This window comes from Rheinheimera tangshanensis (genome assembly GCF_014645135.1).
In the GTDB taxonomy this organism is placed as follows: Bacteria; Pseudomonadota; Gammaproteobacteria; order Enterobacterales; family Alteromonadaceae; genus Pararheinheimera; species Pararheinheimera tangshanensis.
The window spans coordinates 133,318-151,816 of sequence record NZ_BMLH01000006.1 but is presented as its reverse complement, the minus strand read 5'-3'; the positions used below and the strand labels follow the sequence as shown (position 1 = coordinate 151,816).

Here is an 18,499-nt window from a genome sequence, read left to right as displayed (position 1 = left end):
GCAAACCTGATTCTCCGTTGCATACACAGCGTTATTTTGAATGAGGTGCTCGTGTGAAGTTTGTTATTGTGATGTTGTTGATGTTCTCCACGACTGTCTATTCAGCTGATGCACATTTTGTACAAGTTGGCGAGTTTAAGCTTGAATACAAGATTGCAGGCGTCGGACCCGAAGTGGTCTTGTTGGAAGCTGGCGCTGGTGGCGGCATGGCAGACTGGCAACCGGTTTTTTTGTCGCTTAGTAAGCTTGCGAAAGTGATTCGTTACTCCAGAGTCGGTGATGGTAAATCAAGCCAAATCAAACGTCATTTTACCTCCATGGATTACGCCAATTTTGCTGCAGAACTGCTTAATCAATTGGCTATTCAAGCTCCGGTCATCTACATGGCCCATTCCTATGGCGGCAGCATAGCCCGCGATTTTGCGTCTGCATATCCGTCAAAAGTAAAAGCTCTGTTGTTGCTTGATCCGTCCTCGGAACACGATGTAGATATCTTACGCGCTATCAATCTTGAGCAAGGCAATAAAGAAATTGCCCAAATAAAGCTAGACGATATGGCGCAGGGGATGTCAAACAACTATCTGGATTTCTGGAGCAAAAGGCCTTTACCTGACTATCCCCAAATCAAAGATATGCCCGTTACAGTTATTGCTTCAGTTAAAAAAATAGCAAAACCCGCTAACCTGTTTTTCACCGACAGAGGCAGGGCTATGTGGGGGGAGCTTTGGCAGAAATGGGCTTTAGACTTTCCTCAAGGGCGTGCAGTGTTAACGGATAAAAGTGGGCATTTTGTTCAGTTTGATGAACCAGAGCTGGTCGCGACAGAGCTTGGATTATTACTGGAAAAACTGCGGGCTAACGAATTGAGCTCCAGCCCAGGCCATCGGAGTCAGTCTTGAGCAACTGCGGGTGTGAATTGATCAACCTAGAGGAATTAAAATGTCTGTTCTAAAAATTATTTCTGCTGTTTTCTTCATAACTTGTGCTCAACTTTGTCTGGCCGCTGTGCCTATCGAACAAGCAAACTGGCAAGCGACTTTCACCAAATTTAATGCCAAAGGTACGCTGGTGATTGCGGATGAGCGGGTAACACCGGCTAAATTACTGGTGTTTAACCCGGAACGCGCCAAACAGCGTATGTCTCCGGCTTCTACTTTTAAAATCCCACACAGCCTGATGGCGTTGGATGCTGGAGTGCTAAAAGATGAATTTCAGCTGTTTCGCTGGGATGGTGTAGAGCGCAGTTTTGCAGGCCACAATCAGGATCAGAATTTACGCTCTGCGATGCGCACCTCAGCGCTTTGGGTGTATGAGATATTTGCTAAACAAATTGGTGAAAAGCGGGCAGCACAATATCTGCAAAAAATGAGTTATGGCAATGCCGATCCTTCTACAGACAAAGGTGCTTATTGGGTTGATGGCAAATTGGCGATTTCGGCTTATGAGCAAGTCGAGTTTGTTAAAAAGCTATATTTGAATCAATTGCCTTTTGCCAAGGAGCATCAGTTGCTGGTGAAAGATATGATGGTCAATGAAGCTGGCAAAGAATGGATCTTAAGAGCAAAAACCGGGTGGGAAGGGCGTTTTGGCTGGTGGGTTGGTTATGTCGAATGGCCAACAGGTCCGGTATTTTTTGCGCTAAATATAGATACGCCAGAACGAATGGCAGATTTATACAAAAGAGAAGCTATAGTGCGGGATATTTTGCAGTCTCTGGGCGCTTTACCTGCAGCAACAGCGAAGCAATGATCTGCGATTTTAAATCGAAGCTGACAAAGGCGACCTTAAAGCCGCCTTTGTCATTACCAGTAAAGCTTCTACTTATCCAGCCTCAATAGGATAGGCGTATTCAGTTAAACCTAAATCCGCCAGTACCTTGTCTAAATGCGCATAAGCTTCTTTTGTCGGGCCAGGATAATCGCCACCTATAGGTACATTACCGACATAACCTATGTCTTTGGTACCTTCTGGTGTGCAGAAAAACGCCGCCAGTACCAAGCTGCGGAAGCGGCCAAAAGCTGTGGCTATGCGTTTAAACTGAACCGGAGTTTCGGCAGTATCAAAGGCTATATCGTCCATAATGGCTTTTTGCTGCGTCTTAGTGAGCGCGACAAAGGTTTTGCTAAAACGCATCTGCGCTTCATCGTCTATCCAGGTCAGAGCCGACAAAATAGTCAGTCTGTCTTGTTGCTGACGCTCGTAAGGCGCGCTAACCCATTCATCGACCACAGCAGGTACATGCACTTCAGAAGCGCTGGGTACGCTGCCTTCACGAGGCAGCAGAATATCTGAAAGCACGGCCACTAAAGTCAGCTGCGCTTGAGTTAAGGTCAAAGGCCATGGCGATTCAGGTGGCAAAATTAAATTCGGATCTTTGCCATAACCCGGTGCTGTAATGGGGGCTAACTTTAACTCTGGCCAATGTTCAGTGGTCGCTTTTGCTGCATCCGCACCTGCATCAGTGGTACTGACGGGCGCACTGTCGCAGCCTGCCAATACTGCAGGCAACAAAGTACTAGCCGCTAATGCCATCATCAGTTTTAACGAATCGCGTCTGGTCATGCCGGATTTGTACTGCATTTGGTGCTGATCTGCTGTGTAGTTTTGATCCTTGGCCATCAGATCGCTCCTTGTTTTAACTGGGACGAAAGCCAGGATGAGTTGCGCATCGCCAGCGTCATAATGGTCAGAGTACAGTTTTTGTGCGGGTTAGACGCAAAGACGCCGCCATCCATCACAAAGAGGTTAGGGCAGTCCCAGCTTTGACCCCATTGGTTAGTGACTGAGTCTTGTGGCGATGCGCCCATACGGGTGGTGCCCACCTCATGAATAATTTCGCCGCCTTTTAAAATGGCTTGCTCTGGGGTTGGTAACTCACCAACATCAGCGCCCATTTGGGCAAAAATAGCTTTAGCGGTTTTCAGGCCATGTTCCACTTGCTTTAATTCATGCTCCGACCATTTCCAGTGAAAACGCGCCACAGGAATACCCCATTTGTCTTTTACTTCAGGGTCTATATCCATATAACAATGCTCGTTAGGTACCATTTCACCCCGTAAGGCAAACCCTATATAAGCACCATAATTCTGTTTGACCTGACGTTTTAAATCGGCGCCATAGCCCTGAACATTGCCAGCTATACCTGAACTGGGTTCGTTAAAACGACCACCAATTTCAAAGTGATAACCGCGTGGGAAATCCAGCTCTTTACGTTCTTGTGCTTTGTGGCCCCACCATGGAATAAACAAATGGTTAGCGGTATGGCCATCTTCGTTATAAATAGGCCGACCTTGTAAGGCTGGCACCATAGCGCCAATGTTGGCGCCTGTGGAGTCCATCAGGTTTTTACCGACCTGACCGCTGGAGTTGGCCAGGCCATTTGGAAAACGGGCCGATTTAGAATTTAACAACAAGCGGGCTGACTCACAGGCACTGGCGGCCAGGATCACTACTTTGGCTTGGAGCTGGTGCACAGTGGAGGTTTTTTTATCGACATAACTAACACCTGTCACTTTGCCATTTTCGTCGGTATCCACAGATTTCACCATAGCGTCGGTGATCACCTGCAAATTGCCAGTGGCTTTGGCCATAGGAATAAGCGACGTAGTGGTCTGAAAGGCTGCGCCAATAGAGCAGCCATGACCACAAGGGGTGGCGTAAAAACAGGCGGCTCTGTTATCCAAAGGACGGGTGAGTACAGCACGGTGCATAGGTGCCACCGGGATACCCAATTTTTTCGCCGCCGCTGCGATCAACAGCTCAGTGATACGGGGTTTTGGTGGCGGTTGTAATATGCCATCGGATGAAGGCGGCATATCGTCCAACCCCGTATTGGTGCCACAAACACCCACTAAAGCTTCAGTTTTATCGTACCAGGGCGCGATATCATCATAGTCAAATGGCCAGTCCGCACCTAAGCCGTCACGGCTTTTGCCTTTAAAATCATGTTCGCTGAAGCGCAATGAATAACGGCCCCAGTGATTGGTGCGACCGCCCAACATACGAGCGCGCCACCATAAAAACTCGGAGCCATCGGCTGCAGTATAAGGCTCGTTGGGCACTTGCCAGCCACCATCGACCGTAGCATCATAAAAACCGAAGTCTTTATCTGAGTTACCAGCCCCCATCAACGGTGCTTCACCGTTGCGTTTAAACATAGGCGTTTCTGTTTTTGGGTCGTAATCCCGTCCGGCTTCGAGCATCAACACTTTATGCCCGGCTTTGGTCAGCTCATAGGCCGCCATGGAACCACCAGCGCCGGACCCAACCACCAGCACCTCAAAGTCAAAATTGTTCATTAGTTCAGCTCTTTAATTTTGATATTTTTGAACCAGACCTTATCGCCATGATCCTGTAAACCTATATGACCCTCTTTGGCTGCAGCAAAACCTGGCCAGCTGGCAAACTTACTTTTCGCGATTAAGCTGTTCCAGTCAGTGCTGCCAATGGTCACTTTTGCCGTTTGCACGTTATTTTGCCAAATGGTTAAAGCCGAATTTTCTAACCTAATTTTAGTGCTGTTCCATTCACCAGCTTTTTTGTGGGAAGCGACAGGAGAGGCAATCATGTCGTACAAGGAACCTGAGAGGTGAGTGTCGAGCTTATTGTCCGGGTGGCGCTCGTTATCCAGAATTTGAATTTCCGGCGCGTGGGAGTAAATGTATTTACCTTTTTCATCAGCAAGAATAAGAATACCGCTGTTGCCGACTTCGGCAATTTTCCAATCCAGCGTCAGCTCAAAGTTTTTGTAACTTTCTTTACTGATTAAGTCGCCACCACCGCCTGCAGTCAGGGTGATAGCGCCATCTTCAATTTGCCATTTCTCATTGACAGTAGGCTGTTTAAAACTGCGCCACTGCGACATATCCTTGCCGTTAAACAATAACTGCCAGCCGTCTGCTTGTTCCTCTGCGGTCAGCTGATTATCAGCTGCAAAAGCTGGTTGGCTTAGCACCGACAGCAGCGCTAATACTGCTAAGGTTTTATTTTTTATCGATAAAATCAAGTTGCTACCCCTGTTATTTGCTGAATGCTCTGACGGCACCATGTTAGGTTTTCAGTTTAGTGTAATCGGTTTCATTGCTGCTCTATAAAACCAAGTAAAGCCATTAGAAAGCAAGCGTTGTTTTTAGTTTTTGAGCTGCAAACCTTGTTGTTTGCGCTGAAGTGTGGCGACGCTATAAGCAGGTAACTGAAAAGTTGATTGGATTCACTGCCTCTTGGATCCTCAGTTAAAGCTGAAGATCCAAGAGTGGGAAGCATAGCAGCCACTGCTGGCTCTTTACTTTTGAAATAGCCGGGCCGTCACTGAACTCAAGCTGCACCTGTTAGGGCTGCCCAAACACAGTGCTTAGAAACTTAATTATGTCATTCAAAGTCGGGGTGGCTAAGTCTTTAAAGCAGCCTTTAGTGTAGTCGTTACAGCCGCTATCGAGAAAGGCATGGCCTTTGCCTTGGTATATTTTAAACTCCACCTGCTGTCCTGTCGCTTTAAGCATACGGACATAACCACTCGCGACTTCAGGCGTGGTGAGATCATCTTCGCTGCCGACTAGTACAAACTGAGGCGGTAGTTTGTAACCAGCCTCCGGCAACAGATAAAGAGGCGATACAGCTTTGTAATACTGTTCATGGCTATCGACACTAATACCGTTACCAAACAAACCACGCGGGCTGGCGTTACCCCATGTCCAGAACGGGTTTTGTGCAGTTTCAAAACCACCTTTTGCACTTTGTAATAAATCAAAGGCGGTATAACTTAAGATCACCGCCTGTACTCTGGCGCCATCAGCAGCTGCAACTTGTTCGGCTGTTTTGCCTTTTGGCAGATAGCTGGGTGTGAACTTCTGGCTTTGTGGCGTAAAACCTTTGGAGTCCAAAGCACGGCCAGTCAGCATCACCATAGAAGCTAAATGACCACCAGCACTATCTCCTGTTATAGCAATTTTTGCCGGGTCGCCGCCGTAGTTTTGAATATGATCTTTCACCCAAAGCACAGCACCCAAAGCATCTTCCACTATTTCGTTGATTGTGGTGCTGTTGTTATTATCGCCAAGCAGCCGGTAGTTCATATTGACCACCACCAGATCGGCATGGCTTGCCATATAGAGCGCCATATCGTTCATTATGCTTTTGGTATTCACCAGCCAGCCGCCGCCATGAAAAATCACCAGCACAGGTAAAGGCTTAGCCGCTTTTTCCGGGCTGTAGATATCAGTCGTCAGCGAAAAGCCTTTTACTTTCACCCACTCAATATCTTTATGTAATTTCACCTCATTGAGTGCCAACACCTGTTGGCTAAAAAGTGAAGCAATAAAAAAGACGATATAAAAAACAGCAACTTGCCCCTTGCGCATAAAAACTCCTGATAAGTGTTTGCTGGCAGCTTGTACCACCAGGTTTTGGTTTGTTCACCCATGCTTTTATAAAAACATGAATTTGTGGTCGATACCAAGGCAATTCGGTGCAACAGGCTTTTGTGCGAAAAAACGTTAAGCGGATAAATAAATTGTGAAAGGGGTAGGTTGCAATCGCCGCGTGCGGCATTGCAACATAATCTGGATAGGATCTAATCAGGTGTTTGCTTTAGCAACTTTTCGAAATGAGTCAGAGAACAAACCATGTTTCTCAGTAAGTTCGTTACAGGCAGCAATAGCTTCAGCATTTTTTTGTAGCCACTCAGCCTGCAGATGTCGACTTATCTCTTGCTCCAGAGCTTTTTCCAAAGTCGCTGACAGGTCGATATTCAGGCGTCTGGCTTCAGCTAACAGCTCGCTGTTTAAACTGAGATTGGTCGATTTTTTTGTAGCTTTTGGGTTGAACCTTATTTTCATAATTGCACCATAACCTTTCAATGCAAATCTCAGTTGTACGTCTGGTCGAATATACAGTGTAACCATAAAGCTGGTACGCTTTGAGCCATTCAACAGTCAGATTTATATGTTGCTGGAGAGGGAAAAACACTCTAATTTAGAAACTTGGAGTAAAACAGCCTAAAAATAACAGGCCAGAGAAAAAGTAATAATTTTTCCGCACGCTTTTGGTCGCAGCTAGTCATAATCAACTGTTAAGAATAAAACCAGTGAGTGCGTGAAGGCATACTATAAATGTTAGATTAATTCGCACATTGAGGTGTACATGGCATCTAATAAAAACCAACATTATGTTCCTCAATGTTACCTTCGACAGTTTGCTGTTGATAACTCAACGTCTGCTATTAATCTGTTTAATATAGACAGAGAAATATTTATTAATTCGGCATCGTTAAAAAAACAGTGTTCTAAAAGTTACTTTTATGGTGATGATCTTGAACTAGAGAGAGCACTTCAACCTATAGAAGGACGCTATGCTGATATCGTTAGAGAAATTACAAGGCCGAATTATCACTTAACCGACGAGCATCGCAAGTTTTTAATATTTTTCTGGCGTTTACAGTATATGAGAACTGAAGCAGCCTCAAGACGTAGTATTGAAATGACAGATGGTATGAGAGAGGTAGCAGGGCTTGAACCTCAAGAATTTAAATTGGAGATGAAAGAAGCAGTCCAGCTGTCTATGAGAAACTTTGTAAAGGCAAGATTTGTAATGAATGATCTGAAGGTCTGCCTGATTAAGAACAAAACCAAAATTGACTTTATAACTTCTGATGATCCTGCGGTTTTAACTAATAAATGGCATTTTCTTGATAAAAGAACCTCCGGGAGTAACTTTGGATTAGGATCTGCTGGAGTAATTATTCTTCTTCCTATAACTCCTAGAATTTTATGTATTGGTTTTGATTCTGATGTTTATAGCATTCCTCACAATAAAGGGTGGGTTGATGTGAAAAGTGAACGTGAGATCGCTATATTTAATGAACATCAGTATCTAAGTAGTCGAGCAAACATCTTTTACCAAGATAAGTATTCACAAGAGCAGATCTTGGCTTCATTTACCCTACTAAAAAATAGGCGACCGAAAGTAAGGCATAAAATCCATTATGCCATCTTAGATGAAAAATTTGATGGGTATAAGAGATTTAAAGTAGTTGATTGGCGTGAAGCGACAAAACATCAAGAATCAATAATTCATACTGAAATGATTAATCCAATTCCATCGGCATGGCCAAATACTATTGAATGGAAGCGAAAAGGTTTTGTATATACTAATGGCTCTGGAGTGGGCTACATACGAGAAAGTGGGATAAATCCAGCAACAGATCATGATTTTGTAAAAGAATGTGCAAGGTAAATTGAATTAGTCTGACAAAGCGCTTTTGTCGGCTACTCCTCGTTTGCAATAACTCGTCTTAAGCGCTTTTTTACTAAGGAAAATTCATGGAAGGTATTGGTTTAATTGACGGGCTTAGTTCAAAAAGCAACTCTATATTTTGGCAACGACACATAGACTACCTGGAAAGCCAGATTGAAGCGCTTGAGGAATACAAGCTTCAGTTTGATTTTGCCCACAATTACTTTGCCTGGCTTTTGATTGCTGCTGAATACACTTTCTATGAAATTCGCCGAAAGGCCGCATTCGACAACAACAACCCTAAATATTTCGATAATGGATATGCCGATCTTGTTAAGTACAGTAAGAATATTTTGTCGGAAAAGTCACATCGTAGTCTTTGCATTATTGAGGCTATGCGAAATATCCTCGTGCACAAAGGCTTTCCAAATACTTATTCAGCAACGAAGTTGCACAAAAAATACGACCGTGATCTTTATACTAACGCGTTGACGATGATGCGTAGCCCAAAGTCTTATCATGAAATTAAAGTTATGAAATCTGAGATTCTTGCTGGGATCGGGCTTATCTCCCTAAAAAGCCTTCACGACTAAAACAGTAATAAAATGCGGATTGTTGTTCTTTTGTGTTTGCAAATCTAACCACCATCCTTCTTCTTCACTGGTGCAGGCACTGGCAAAGTGGTCTTTTGCTTTACTTCTTCAGTCAGCTCATTTAGTAACTCGTCAGCAGGGGCGCGGGTTTCGTCTACTTTTTTATTGGCTTTATCTTTAGCCCACTGTTTGGCTTCTTTTTCTAAAGTAGTTTTGTCTTTGATAGTCGAGGTGGGTTTTTTCTGATTAGCGTCAGCCCGTGCTTTGGCGTCCTCGACGTATTTTTTCGCCGCTTTTAATTCGTCAGCCGATTTGCCGGTGAATTGTTTCACCATGTCGTCTTCGGTCAACATGGCTTCCTGAGTCATTTCGGTAAAACGTTGTCTAGGCTGATTTAATAAATCAGCTTTGCCTGATTCTACCTTTTGCTTAATTTCTTCGACCGGATCCATGGCTTGTTGTTTTAAGTTCTCCTCCAGCGCGTTTTGCACTGAACCACCAGCTAAGCCTGTTTCAACAAAACCAGTTTGCTCTTCCGACAAACCTAAACCCTGGCCAATCTTTCCGGCAGCGACTGCCACTGCCTTTTGTTTTAACTTTTCAGGGTTGGTGTACTCGACCAGCTCTTTTGGCCAACTGGGGGCGATTTTGCCAGCAGCTCCTTCCACCACCTGGTTAAATATTTCAGTTTTGCCACCAGATACTAACAGAATCGCCATTTGGTTATGTTCTGAGTTCCAGACAAAACCGGCTTTTTCGGCTAAATGCGGCAAAGGGGAGTGCTCTGATACGACAAAATACAGTGGGCCTTGTTGCTGAATGGCCGTCGCAGTATTTAACAGGATAACAGCGGTGCGGTAATTGTCTTCACCCATTAACGCTACCATAGGGTCGCGGATCAAGGGGTTTTCAAATAGCTTGACTTCAAGCGGGTTAAAACCAACCAAGGGACGAAATAGCTCGCCTAAAAGCTGTGCCTGTGATGTCATTAATAAAGCCGGGGCAAAACAGCCGGTTAATAACAAACTGCATAACATCACTTTGATTTTTGACCACAACTTCATCTCAGACTCCGCACCCAAAAACAGCATTGATTACTGTGCGCAGGCTAGCAGAAGTCTGATCCGAAACATAGAGAGCTGACTGGCAGCTGAACAAAAAAACTGTCACTGTTGTATTCGACGCTGCAGCTTTGTTGGCTGCACTATTTCGGGCAATGCAGATTTAAAGGGATAGACGGGCGAGTTGCAGGGGCCGTGGCTTGTCCCGGCCCTTCAATGAGAACCGCGGTATCATTAGACGGGCGGGTGCAAGACCCGCCCCTACGGCTCAGAGCTCATAAGCTCTGAGCGTACTGAAATAACGCCTTGAGGATATTCATTTTTTTAACGTCATCGCCTGCTTCATGCGCCAGGTTTTCCAGTGCCAAACCGAATTCTTCAAAAGTTAAATTAGGTTTATCCAGGCCATGCGTGAGCTTATCGCTGCGATAGCGTTGCCAGCGTTGTTGCTCCTGATGGGTTAAGCTTTGTGGGTAGTTGCGGGCACGGTATAAAAACAGCAACTGATTTAATCTGTCTTCGCTAAAAAGCACAGGGTTGGACGCCAGTTGATCAGCACTCATTAAATGCAGCTGTTCCATCCGCTGTTTATCTTCGTTGGAAACAAAACCGTTATAAAGCTGATAATCCGGATTGGTTTCTACACTGTAGTCTGTCGGCAACTGATACAGCTCCATCACCTTAGGCTGAATAGCAGAGCGGTTTTGCCGCAGCCAGTCCAGATGCTTCAGGCAGGCGGCTCTGTCTATGCCCAAATCGGCAGCACGTTGTTCTGACAAGGTTTTAGCAGGGGATAACACAGGGCATTTGTTGATATGAATCAGCTTTAAGCCAAGCCTTTCCTGGTCTTCGTCCAAATCAGCGGTTTTGGTATACAAAAGTTGCTGCAAGGAGGCTAAATCCAGTTCCAACAAAGGTTTAGGATCGGCTTGCAGGTTGTAGCAAATCACGGCGTTTTTATTGGTTGGATGCGGCGCTAAAGGCACTATCCAGCTAACACAACCCTGAATAGCGGGGAAGCGGCCGGACACATGCACCAGCGGCGTTAAATTGACTAAATCAAATAACTTACTGACTTCAGTTTTTTTGCGTAAATCCAGCAGGTACTGAAATAACTTCGGCTGTTTTTCTTTCACCAGTTTGGCAATGGCGATAGTGGCGTACACATCAGACAAAGCGTCGTGTGCGCGTTGGTGCGATAAACCATTGGCTTTAGTTAAATCTTCTAATTTAAAGCTCGGGCTGCCATCGGCTTTTTCTGGCCAGACGATGCCTTCAGGGCGCAGCGCATAACAGGCACGCACTATGTCGATTAAATCCCATCTGCTATTACCGTGCTGCCATTCGCGACCATAAGGCTCATAGAAGTTACGGTACAGGCTGTAACGCGTGACTTCATCATCAAAACGTAAGCTGTTATACCCAAGCACACAGGTATTAGGCTGGCTGAAACGCTCGAGAATACGGCGGCAGAATTCGGTTTCAGGCAAACCTTTTTGATTACAGAGCTGTGGCGTTAAGCCTGTGATCAAAGCCGCTACCGGATGAGGCAAATAATCGTTCGCCAACTGGCAATACCACATATCGGGTTCGCCAATAGGGTTTAAATCTAAATCTGTGCGAATACCACCAAACTGGGCTGGACGGTCTTTTTTCGGATCCGCGCCCCAGGTTTCATAGTCGTAAAAATAGAATGTAGGCTGTGGGTTCAACACCATGAGTCCATAAATGCCAGAGTAAAGAGCGGGCAGTGTAGCACTGGTCGCTAAAGGCGTCGATTGTGGGACCAGGCTTTTTGAAAGCTTGCAAAGGCATGCATTCCTGCTCGACCATACAACAATACATAGTCCCGCTGATGTTAAGCCTCAATATCTGTCGACAGAGACAAGGCTTTATAGTCGTTCAACTCCTGCAAGCGGCGTTGATAGGCCGTGGTTAAATAATCTATAGCGTCAGAGCCTGCTGCATATCGCAGCGGCAGAACATCAGCCTTTGCCAGTTGTACCAGCACTTGACCTAACTTGGCTGGGTCGCCAGCCTGTTGATGGCTGACTTTGTTGTAAGCTTGCTCTAGTGCAGTGGAGTAGTCCTGATAGTCGGCTAGTTTCTCAGTGCCATACTGCACTGAGCTGCTATCGAGAAAGTCAGTGCGAAAGAAACCTGGTTCAACAATAGTCACCTCTATGCCAAAGCCTTTGACTTCAAGCGCCAGAGATTCAGTAAACCCCTCTACCGCAAACTTAGTGGCGCAATAGACAGAAGCCGCATCAAAACCTAAAGCGCCGCCAATAGAGGACAGGTTGAAGATACGGCCACTGCGCTGCGCCCGCATCAGGGGTAATACAGCGCGGGTGACATTCATCAGACCAAATACATTAGTGGCAAACTGACGCTCTACGTCGGCTTGTGGAATTTCCTCGAATACACCTAATTGGCCGTAACCTGCGTTATTGACCAGTACATCAATACGGCCAAAATGGTTGAGAGTCGCTTCTACTGCTTCCAGAGCCTGAGCGATGTCTGTGACATCCAGAGCTAAAGCCAAAGCTTTGTCTGAATCACCAAACTTTTCTCTGAGCTGCTGTAGATTGCGGCCTGTAACCACCACAGAGTCCCCTGAGGCCAATGCCGCTTTTGCAATTTCAGCGCCTATGCCCCGGTTTGCACCTGTGATAAACCAGACTTTTTCTTTTGTTGTTGCTATTGAATGTACATTGAGATCAGACATCACGTTGCTCCTGTGTATTGCTGTGCTAAGCGAGAGTTCGCCATGAATTTAGCTTGGCAGCAGGGCTCTCTTTGGTGGTAGAACAAAACTTGAGTGTCCTTGCCTGTTTCTTCAGAATTGGTAAGGACAGCAGTTTTTGTCACATAAATTTAGCATTCTGCGATTTTTTACTTGTAGCTCAACTGATATAAAGGTAAAAAGTCGGCCCAATTTTTTGCTATAAGCGACAGGACAAATCATGAAAGAGCGTATTGGTTTTATTCATCAGCCGGGCAGTGCTGTCACTGTGGAATTACCTGACTGGGTGGCATCTTTTGTCGACTGGCAGAAAACCTACGTAACGGACGATGAGAAAATGGCCTTAGCTATTGAATTGTCAAAACAAAACGTTGAACGTGGTACGGGCGGCCCTTTTGGTACTGCTATTTTTGATCGCTCGTCAGGCCAGCTGTTAGGGGTAGGGGTCAACCGTGTGGTGCCTTTAACCAATTCCACCTTACATGGTGAAACTGTGGCTATTATGATGGCCGAAAAAGCCTTGGGTACTTTTACTTTGGCAACAGACACTGGCCGTGAGTTATTTACCTCCTGTGAGCCTTGTGCCATGTGTATGGGCGCTGTGCTTTGGAGTGGCGTCAACCGTATGGTTTGTGCTGGTGCTGCTGAAGATGCACGTGCTATCGGTTTTGACGAAGGCCCGGTGTTTGAGCAGTCTTATCAGTATTTAGAAAAAGCCGGTATGGAAGTGGTGCGTCAGTTCAAACGCAGCGACGCCAAAGCTGTGCTGGATTATTACAAAAACTCTGGTGGCCGGATTTACAACGGCCGGGATTAACAGGAAATTGTCATGTTATTTGTTGTGATGCTGGGGGGGAAACACCCAAAAGCGAAAATTGAAGTGCACGATGTGGTCTTTGTTACCGGCAACAGTCTTGAAGACTGCTACCCAGAGTTGCGTCAGCAGTGGTTTGGCACTCTGGCTGGTATGCATATCGATTCCTGGATGCAGGTGGATGGAATCGAAGGCTATCAGGTACGGTTTTCTGAGCAGGCACCTGCAGCAGATGAATTACGGTTATTTTTCATCAACTTAGGTGGCTATACTCCAGGCGCTTTTGGCGAAGATCACCATTACCTGCTGGTAACAGCCCAAGACAAAGCTCAAGCAAAGCAGAAAGGTAAAATGCATCTGCCCAAAAGCTGGGATAAACCTCATACCGATGCCGTGCTGGATGTGGATGACTGTATTGCTATTGATCAGATAGGCGGTCGTTATGTGCGTTTGACTCAAGGCCAGCACAAAGAAACAGTGCATCAGTCGGATTATCTTGTTTTGGGTTAAAGCTGAACCTGAGCTAATCCCGGCTGGGTTTTCTTTAAAGTCACAACATACTTTTCAAAGCGTTCTTGTTCGCTTTTTTCCAGCTTGTTTTGCCGTAGTACACGAGCAGCGTTGCGAGCATAGTTGATGGTTTCGCCTGTTAAACCTGCACTTTTACTCATGGCTTGCAGCAAGTTGAGTGCTATCACCGGATTGGTGGGCATATAGTCGAAGGTTTCGCAAAAAAGCGACACAGCACGGCCATATTGCCCCATCAGATAAGCGTCTGTGGCTTCGGTATTCATTTGTTTGATTTGCTGTTTTAAGCTTTCGTGTTGGTCTTGTTCCAGCTGCAGCATAATACGTTGAGTTTCAGTCAGGAAGTCATCGTCGTATAACATGGTTCGTAACTTGTCGATACAGAGCTGACTGGAGTACAAATCGCCCAGTTCAAAATAGGCTTTGGCAGCGTCCATACAACTGTCGATGCTTAAATCATCCAGAGGGAGATCCTGGATTTGCTGTATCAGTTCACGACCTTCTTTAATCGCACCACGGCAGCTGTGCATCCGGCTGCGTAAAATCACAGTTTCACGTTTCAGCGCCTCAACATTAAAACGTTTATGCAGAGCATCCAGCAGTTTAGCGGCGTTTTGGACTATCACAGCTTTTTCCAGCACGTTAGCGCTTTTAGCCTGATCAACTAAAGCTCGGGCGTGGTTCAGATAATTATCTGCGGTATCGTCAATAGAATGACGGGCACCCTGAACTATTTTTCCGGCAATACGGGCTGCCAGATCGGTGTGGCCTAATATGACACATAGATTACTCAGTGTTTTTTGCCGGCTGATATTTTTCGGCGACAAGGTGGCGGCCTTACTGAGGGTGTCAAAGGCCAGTTGATACCGACCGTGACGCACATATAAACGAGATAACCAATCCAGAGCTTCCACTTTGGTATCGCCAAATTGCGTCAGGTCCACCAGCTCAAGTTCGGTATCTTCCCAACGTTCCAGATAAAAGCAACTCAAAGCATGACCCAAGCGCGCCCAGCTATAGGCTTTTTGTTGTAGTACTTTTTGGTAAAAGGTTTCGGCCTTGTCGTATTCGCCGAGCTTCAACAGTAATTCACCTTTTAAACGCATAGCCTGTAACGCGAAGTCTGGCTTGGTGCGGATCACAATATCGCATTCTCGAGTGGCTTCAACATATTCGTGTTCAAACAGGCGGAAAAATACTTTTCTTAGCTCGAGGCGGTGCTTGATTGCTCTGCATATACGTTCTTCCAGTGCAGGTGCGGTAAAAGGTTTGAGCAGGTAATCGTCTGGCTGTAACTCAATGACACCATGTACGATTTGGCTTTGTGCTTCGGCGCTTATGACAATAAAGCAGCAAAGCGGAGCCAACAGTTGCTGCTTTTTCAACGCTTCAAATAACTGATAACCATCTTTACAGTCACCGAGATTGAAGTCACATAAGATAAAATCGAAGGGCATATCGATGCATTTTTGCATAGCTTCGCCCGCGTCTTTGGCTACGTGAATAGCCTCAAACCCCATTTGTTGTAACATTCCTTTTACGGTGGCCCGGACAGGCGCACAGTCATCAATGACCAAGACTTTTTTGCAACGAAAAAATGACTGGTCCATAGCGGATTAACTCTTTTTCTGCGTTTAACTGCTGCTTTATAGCGATGAAACTACATTCTGCACGCTAAATAGTCAAATTAACTTCGAAAAAAGTGTGTTTATTGTTAACCATTGGTAATGAATGATTTGGCATAAGGATGCAGCGAAAGGCTGATAACCCAGAAAAATTCTGTTTAACTCATTATTTTGTATAGATTCCAGTTTGTATTTATCCGGTGTTGTTCCAGCAAGTTTAACGCTTTTACCCTTGAGTAAATGCCTGAACCGCATAGCTCAGGCTTATGGCATAATAAAACAGTTCTGCAGACAGTTTAAGGTTGTACCGCTTTGTTTAAATTTATGTTTTGTGCTGTATTCTTTGTTTTATCTGCAGTCGCTACAGCCGCACCTGCTAATTTTGACTCTGCAAAAACTATCGCCAGCCGTATTTACGCCCCTGAAAAACAAGAGTTTTATTGTGGTTGTGCCATTCGTTGGCAATCAGGCAAAGGTATTCCTGATTTAAAAGGCTGCGGCTATCAAATTCGTAAAAATGGCCCTCGCGCCAACAGAATTGAATGGGAGCATGTGATGCCTGCTCAGCAATTTGGCTCTCCTTTGGCCTGTTGGAAGCAGGGTGGCCGTGAGCAATGCGGTAAAACAGACGTCTTGTTTAAGCAGATGGAAGCCGATTTATTTAACCTCAAACCCGCTATAGGCGAGGTGAATGGCGACAGAGCGCATTACCGTTTTGCCATGTTGCCAGCGCAGGCACCGCAGTACGGCTCTTGTGAAGTCAAAGTCGATTTTAAAAGTCGTCTGGTGGAGCCTCGTGCTGAAATACGGGGGGATATAGCCCGTATTCATTTTTATATGGCGGATAAATATCAAATCCCTCTGGCCAGAGCGCAACAACAACTTTTTATGGCCTGGCATCAGCAAGATCCTGTTGATGAGACAGAGCGTAAATTACAGCAACGTATTGCGCAGCAAATGGGCCACGCCAATGACTTTGTCACTGGAAAGAAAGTCTGGCAGCTTAATTACAAGGCATCGGGCTTTGGTTTAACCAAAGCAAAAGAAACAGCACTCACTGCGGCTCTGGTCTCAGGGCAAGTAGTAGGCAATAAACGCAGTAAGTTGTATCACTTAAGTCATTGCAGTGGTTATCGTCAGGTGTCAGAGCGCAATCAGCAATGGTTTGACACAGAGCAGCAGGCACTGAATGCGGGCTTTAAGCGGGCAGGAAATTGCAGTGCGGAAGCTTCGATTGGCGCTGAAGATTAAACCCTTATTCTTAACGGATTAACGCAGCACAACTTGCGTCTTTGATAGAGTTCGCGGTACAACCTTGATTACCTACTTAAGTTAACAAATAAAATAATCAGGGTACTTTGTATGCGCCGCACCATGTCTTTTTTAGCTTTAAGCTGCTTTTCTGCGATGGCTTTTGCCAAACAACCTCTTGCTATCGTCATACACGGTGGTGCCGGTACTATCAATAAAAGCCAGATGACCGACGCGCAGGAGCAGGCCTACCACGCCACACTGAAACATGCGGTGGATACCGGTTATGCGGTGCTGGAAAAAGGCGGCAGTAGTGTTGATGCAGTGACAGCCGCAGTGCTGATTATGGAAGACTCTCCGCTGTTTAACGCAGGGAAAGGCGCTGTGTATACCTATGATGAAGGCCATGAACTGGATGCCTCTATTATGCGCGGAGATAATCTGATGGCTGGTGCAGCTTCAGGTTTAAAGCATGTGAAAAACCCGGTGTTGCTGGCCCGCGCTGTGATGGAAAAATCCGAACATGTGATGCTATCCGGTGCTGGCGCTGAGCAATTTGCCAAAGAGCAGGGGCTGCAGTTGGTGGAGAACAGTTATTTCGATACCAGTTTTCGCTATGACGCACTGAAAAAAGCCAAACAAAGTATGCAAAAAGTGCCACATCAGGCAAAAAATTATCGTTTAGAAGCACCATGGCAACCAGAGTGGAATATGGGTACTGTCGGCGCTGTAGCGATAGATAGCAGTGGTTTATTAACCGCAGCCACCTCAACGGGCGGCATGACAGCCAAACGCTATGGCCGTATTGGTGATGCACCTATCATCGGCGCCGGTAACTTCGCCGACAATGCCAGCTGCGCGGTTTCTGCGACAGGTCATGGTGAGTTTTTTATCCGTTACCGGGTTGCTTCAGATATCTGCGCCCGGGTGAAGTATCAGGGCATCAGTGCTGATAAAGCGGCCGATCAGGTGATTCAGCACGAACTGGCAAAAGTAGGGGGCACAGGTGGAGTGATCCTGATTGATCACAAAGGCAAAGTCAGCTGGAGCTTTAATACCGAAGGCATGTACAGAGCAAAAAGATCCGAAGGTGAAGCGGCGGTGACTGAAATTTTTAAACAGAGTTCAGCCAAGTAGCTGATGCTGGTCTACGCTTAAGCTGTTGTAGGTAAACGACAGTTTGAGGGAGCTATGGACTTACTAAAAATATCCGATCATATGAATCGTCACCCCGTGACTTTTACCGAAGAAATGTCAGTCGAGGAAGCAGTGAATAAACTGATCCTCGCTGAGCAACTCGGCGGGCCTGTGATCAATAAAGAGAAGAAGGTGATTGGTTTTGTGTCTGAGCAGGATTGTCTGTCCAGAATGCTATCCGGCACTTACCACTTGCAGCAATCTGCTTCAGTAAAAGATGTGATGCGCACTGAGGTGCTAACGGTAAAGTCATACCACGGCATAGTAGATTTAGCCCAAACCATGTTGCAGGCCAAACCTAAAGTGTATCCGGTGGTGGATGACGATGGTTATCTGCTTGGCGTGATTAGCAGAACTGATGTATTGCGCGCTATTGACCTCGAGCTGCACTCCCATTACAAAGCTGTAAGTTGACGTATTTCCAGTAAAAGCACTGTTTTAAGCGGTGCTTTTAC

At 45.8% G+C, this 18,499-nt stretch carries 18 protein-coding genes; 9 read left to right on the top strand and 9 right to left on the bottom strand.

From position 1 onward, the window contains the following. Positions 1 to 53: 53 nt before the first annotated feature. Together IEW88_RS12670 and blaOXA are read left to right on the top strand one after the other, a co-directional pair. The gene (locus IEW88_RS12670; RefSeq protein WP_221411416.1) at positions 54 to 899 is read left to right on the top strand and encodes an alpha/beta fold hydrolase; all 846 of its coding nucleotides are present in this window, start codon (positions 54 to 56) and stop codon (positions 897 to 899) included. Between the two features lie 40 nt (positions 900 to 939). Then, on the top strand, positions 940 to 1,749 hold the full coding sequence (blaOXA, locus tag IEW88_RS12665) for a class D beta-lactamase (RefSeq protein WP_147904272.1): 810 nt from the start codon (positions 940 to 942) through the stop codon (positions 1,747 to 1,749). A gap of 72 nt (positions 1,750 to 1,821) precedes the next feature. On the opposite strand, the gene IEW88_RS12660 is transcribed toward blaOXA, so the two are convergent. The 5 genes from IEW88_RS12660 to IEW88_RS12640 form a co-directional block, all read right to left on the bottom strand. After that, positions 1,822 to 2,619: a gluconate 2-dehydrogenase subunit 3 family protein gene (locus tag IEW88_RS12660; RefSeq protein WP_221411415.1), complete on the bottom strand. Its 798-nt coding sequence runs from the start codon at positions 2,617 to 2,619 to the stop codon at positions 1,822 to 1,824. Continuing rightward, the gene (locus tag IEW88_RS12655; RefSeq protein WP_147904271.1) at positions 2,619 to 4,298 is read right to left on the bottom strand and encodes a GMC family oxidoreductase; all 1,680 of its coding nucleotides are present in this window, start codon (positions 4,296 to 4,298) and stop codon (positions 2,619 to 2,621) included. Before IEW88_RS12655 ends, IEW88_RS12660 begins: the two co-directional genes overlap by 1 nt. Continuing rightward, positions 4,298 to 5,005: a 3-keto-disaccharide hydrolase gene (locus IEW88_RS12650; protein WP_221411414.1), complete on the bottom strand. Its 708-nt coding sequence runs from the start codon at positions 5,003 to 5,005 to the stop codon at positions 4,298 to 4,300. The genes IEW88_RS12655 and IEW88_RS12650 overlap by 1 nt, the downstream gene beginning before the upstream one ends. A 322-nt stretch (positions 5,006 to 5,327) precedes the next feature. Further along, positions 5,328 to 6,356, bottom strand: coding sequence for an alpha/beta hydrolase (locus IEW88_RS12645; RefSeq protein ID WP_147904269.1), 1,029 nt, complete (start codon positions 6,354 to 6,356; stop codon positions 5,328 to 5,330). 216 nt (positions 6,357 to 6,572) lie between these two features. Further along, a complete protein-coding gene (locus tag IEW88_RS12640) occupies positions 6,573 to 6,854 on the bottom strand; it encodes a type II toxin-antitoxin system CcdA family antitoxin (RefSeq protein ID WP_229670474.1) in 282 nt (93 codons plus the stop codon). Positions 6,855 to 7,137: 283 nt separating this feature from the next. Here IEW88_RS12640 and IEW88_RS12635 point away from each other — a divergent pair, with 283 nt between their 5' ends. Both IEW88_RS12635 and IEW88_RS12630 read left to right on the top strand, forming a co-directional pair. Continuing rightward, the gene (locus IEW88_RS12635; RefSeq protein ID WP_147904268.1) at positions 7,138 to 8,229 is read left to right on the top strand and encodes a DUF4238 domain-containing protein; all 1,092 of its coding nucleotides are present in this window, start codon (positions 7,138 to 7,140) and stop codon (positions 8,227 to 8,229) included. Positions 8,230 to 8,315: 86 nt separating this feature from the next. Continuing rightward, positions 8,316 to 8,822, top strand: a complete 507-nt coding sequence (locus IEW88_RS12630; RefSeq protein WP_147904267.1) for a hypothetical protein — start codon at positions 8,316 to 8,318, stop codon at positions 8,820 to 8,822. A 44-nt stretch (positions 8,823 to 8,866) separates the two neighbouring features. Here IEW88_RS12630 and IEW88_RS12625 read toward each other — a convergent pair whose 3' ends face one another. From IEW88_RS12625 to IEW88_RS12615, 3 genes are all read right to left on the bottom strand, one after another. Next, positions 8,867 to 9,886: a hypothetical protein gene (locus IEW88_RS12625; protein ID WP_147904266.1), complete on the bottom strand. Its 1,020-nt coding sequence runs from the start codon at positions 9,884 to 9,886 to the stop codon at positions 8,867 to 8,869. Positions 9,887 to 10,158: 272 nt separating this feature from the next. Then, on the bottom strand, positions 10,159 to 11,598 hold the full coding sequence (gene sbcB / locus IEW88_RS12620; protein WP_229670472.1) for an exodeoxyribonuclease I: 1,440 nt from the start codon (positions 11,596 to 11,598) through the stop codon (positions 10,159 to 10,161). A 143-nt stretch (positions 11,599 to 11,741) separates the two neighbouring features. Beyond that, positions 11,742 to 12,611, bottom strand: a complete 870-nt coding sequence (locus IEW88_RS12615; RefSeq protein ID WP_147904264.1) for an oxidoreductase — start codon at positions 12,609 to 12,611, stop codon at positions 11,742 to 11,744. Positions 12,612 to 12,849: 238 nt separating this feature from the next. On the opposite strand from IEW88_RS12615, the gene IEW88_RS12610 reads away from it, so the two are divergent. Further along, on the top strand, positions 12,850 to 13,446 hold the full coding sequence (locus IEW88_RS12610; RefSeq protein ID WP_147904263.1) for a nucleoside deaminase: 597 nt from the start codon (positions 12,850 to 12,852) through the stop codon (positions 13,444 to 13,446). 12 nt (positions 13,447 to 13,458) lie between these two features. Further along, positions 13,459 to 13,953, top strand: a complete 495-nt coding sequence (locus IEW88_RS12605; protein ID WP_147904262.1) for a DUF1543 domain-containing protein — start codon at positions 13,459 to 13,461, stop codon at positions 13,951 to 13,953. Here IEW88_RS12605 and IEW88_RS12600 read toward each other — a convergent pair. Continuing rightward, positions 13,950 to 15,581, bottom strand: a complete 1,632-nt coding sequence (locus IEW88_RS12600; protein WP_147904261.1) for a response regulator — start codon at positions 15,579 to 15,581, stop codon at positions 13,950 to 13,952. The two genes, IEW88_RS12605 and IEW88_RS12600, sit on opposite strands and share 4 nt — an antisense overlap. A gap of 327 nt (positions 15,582 to 15,908) precedes the next feature. Between IEW88_RS12600 and IEW88_RS12595 the strand changes: the two genes are divergently transcribed. The 3 genes from IEW88_RS12595 to IEW88_RS12585 all read left to right on the top strand — a co-directional run bounded on the left by IEW88_RS12595 (position 15,909) and on the right by IEW88_RS12585 (position 18,458). Then, the gene (locus IEW88_RS12595) at positions 15,909 to 16,847 is read left to right on the top strand and encodes an endonuclease (RefSeq protein ID WP_229670471.1); all 939 of its coding nucleotides are present in this window, start codon (positions 15,909 to 15,911) and stop codon (positions 16,845 to 16,847) included. A gap of 111 nt (positions 16,848 to 16,958) precedes the next feature. After that, positions 16,959 to 17,984, top strand: coding sequence for an isoaspartyl peptidase/L-asparaginase family protein (locus IEW88_RS12590; protein WP_147904260.1), 1,026 nt, complete (start codon positions 16,959 to 16,961; stop codon positions 17,982 to 17,984). 54 nt (positions 17,985 to 18,038) lie between these two features. Then, the gene (locus IEW88_RS12585; protein ID WP_147904259.1) at positions 18,039 to 18,458 is read left to right on the top strand and encodes a CBS domain-containing protein; all 420 of its coding nucleotides are present in this window, start codon (positions 18,039 to 18,041) and stop codon (positions 18,456 to 18,458) included. The last annotated feature ends 41 nt before the right edge of the window (positions 18,459 to 18,499 follow it).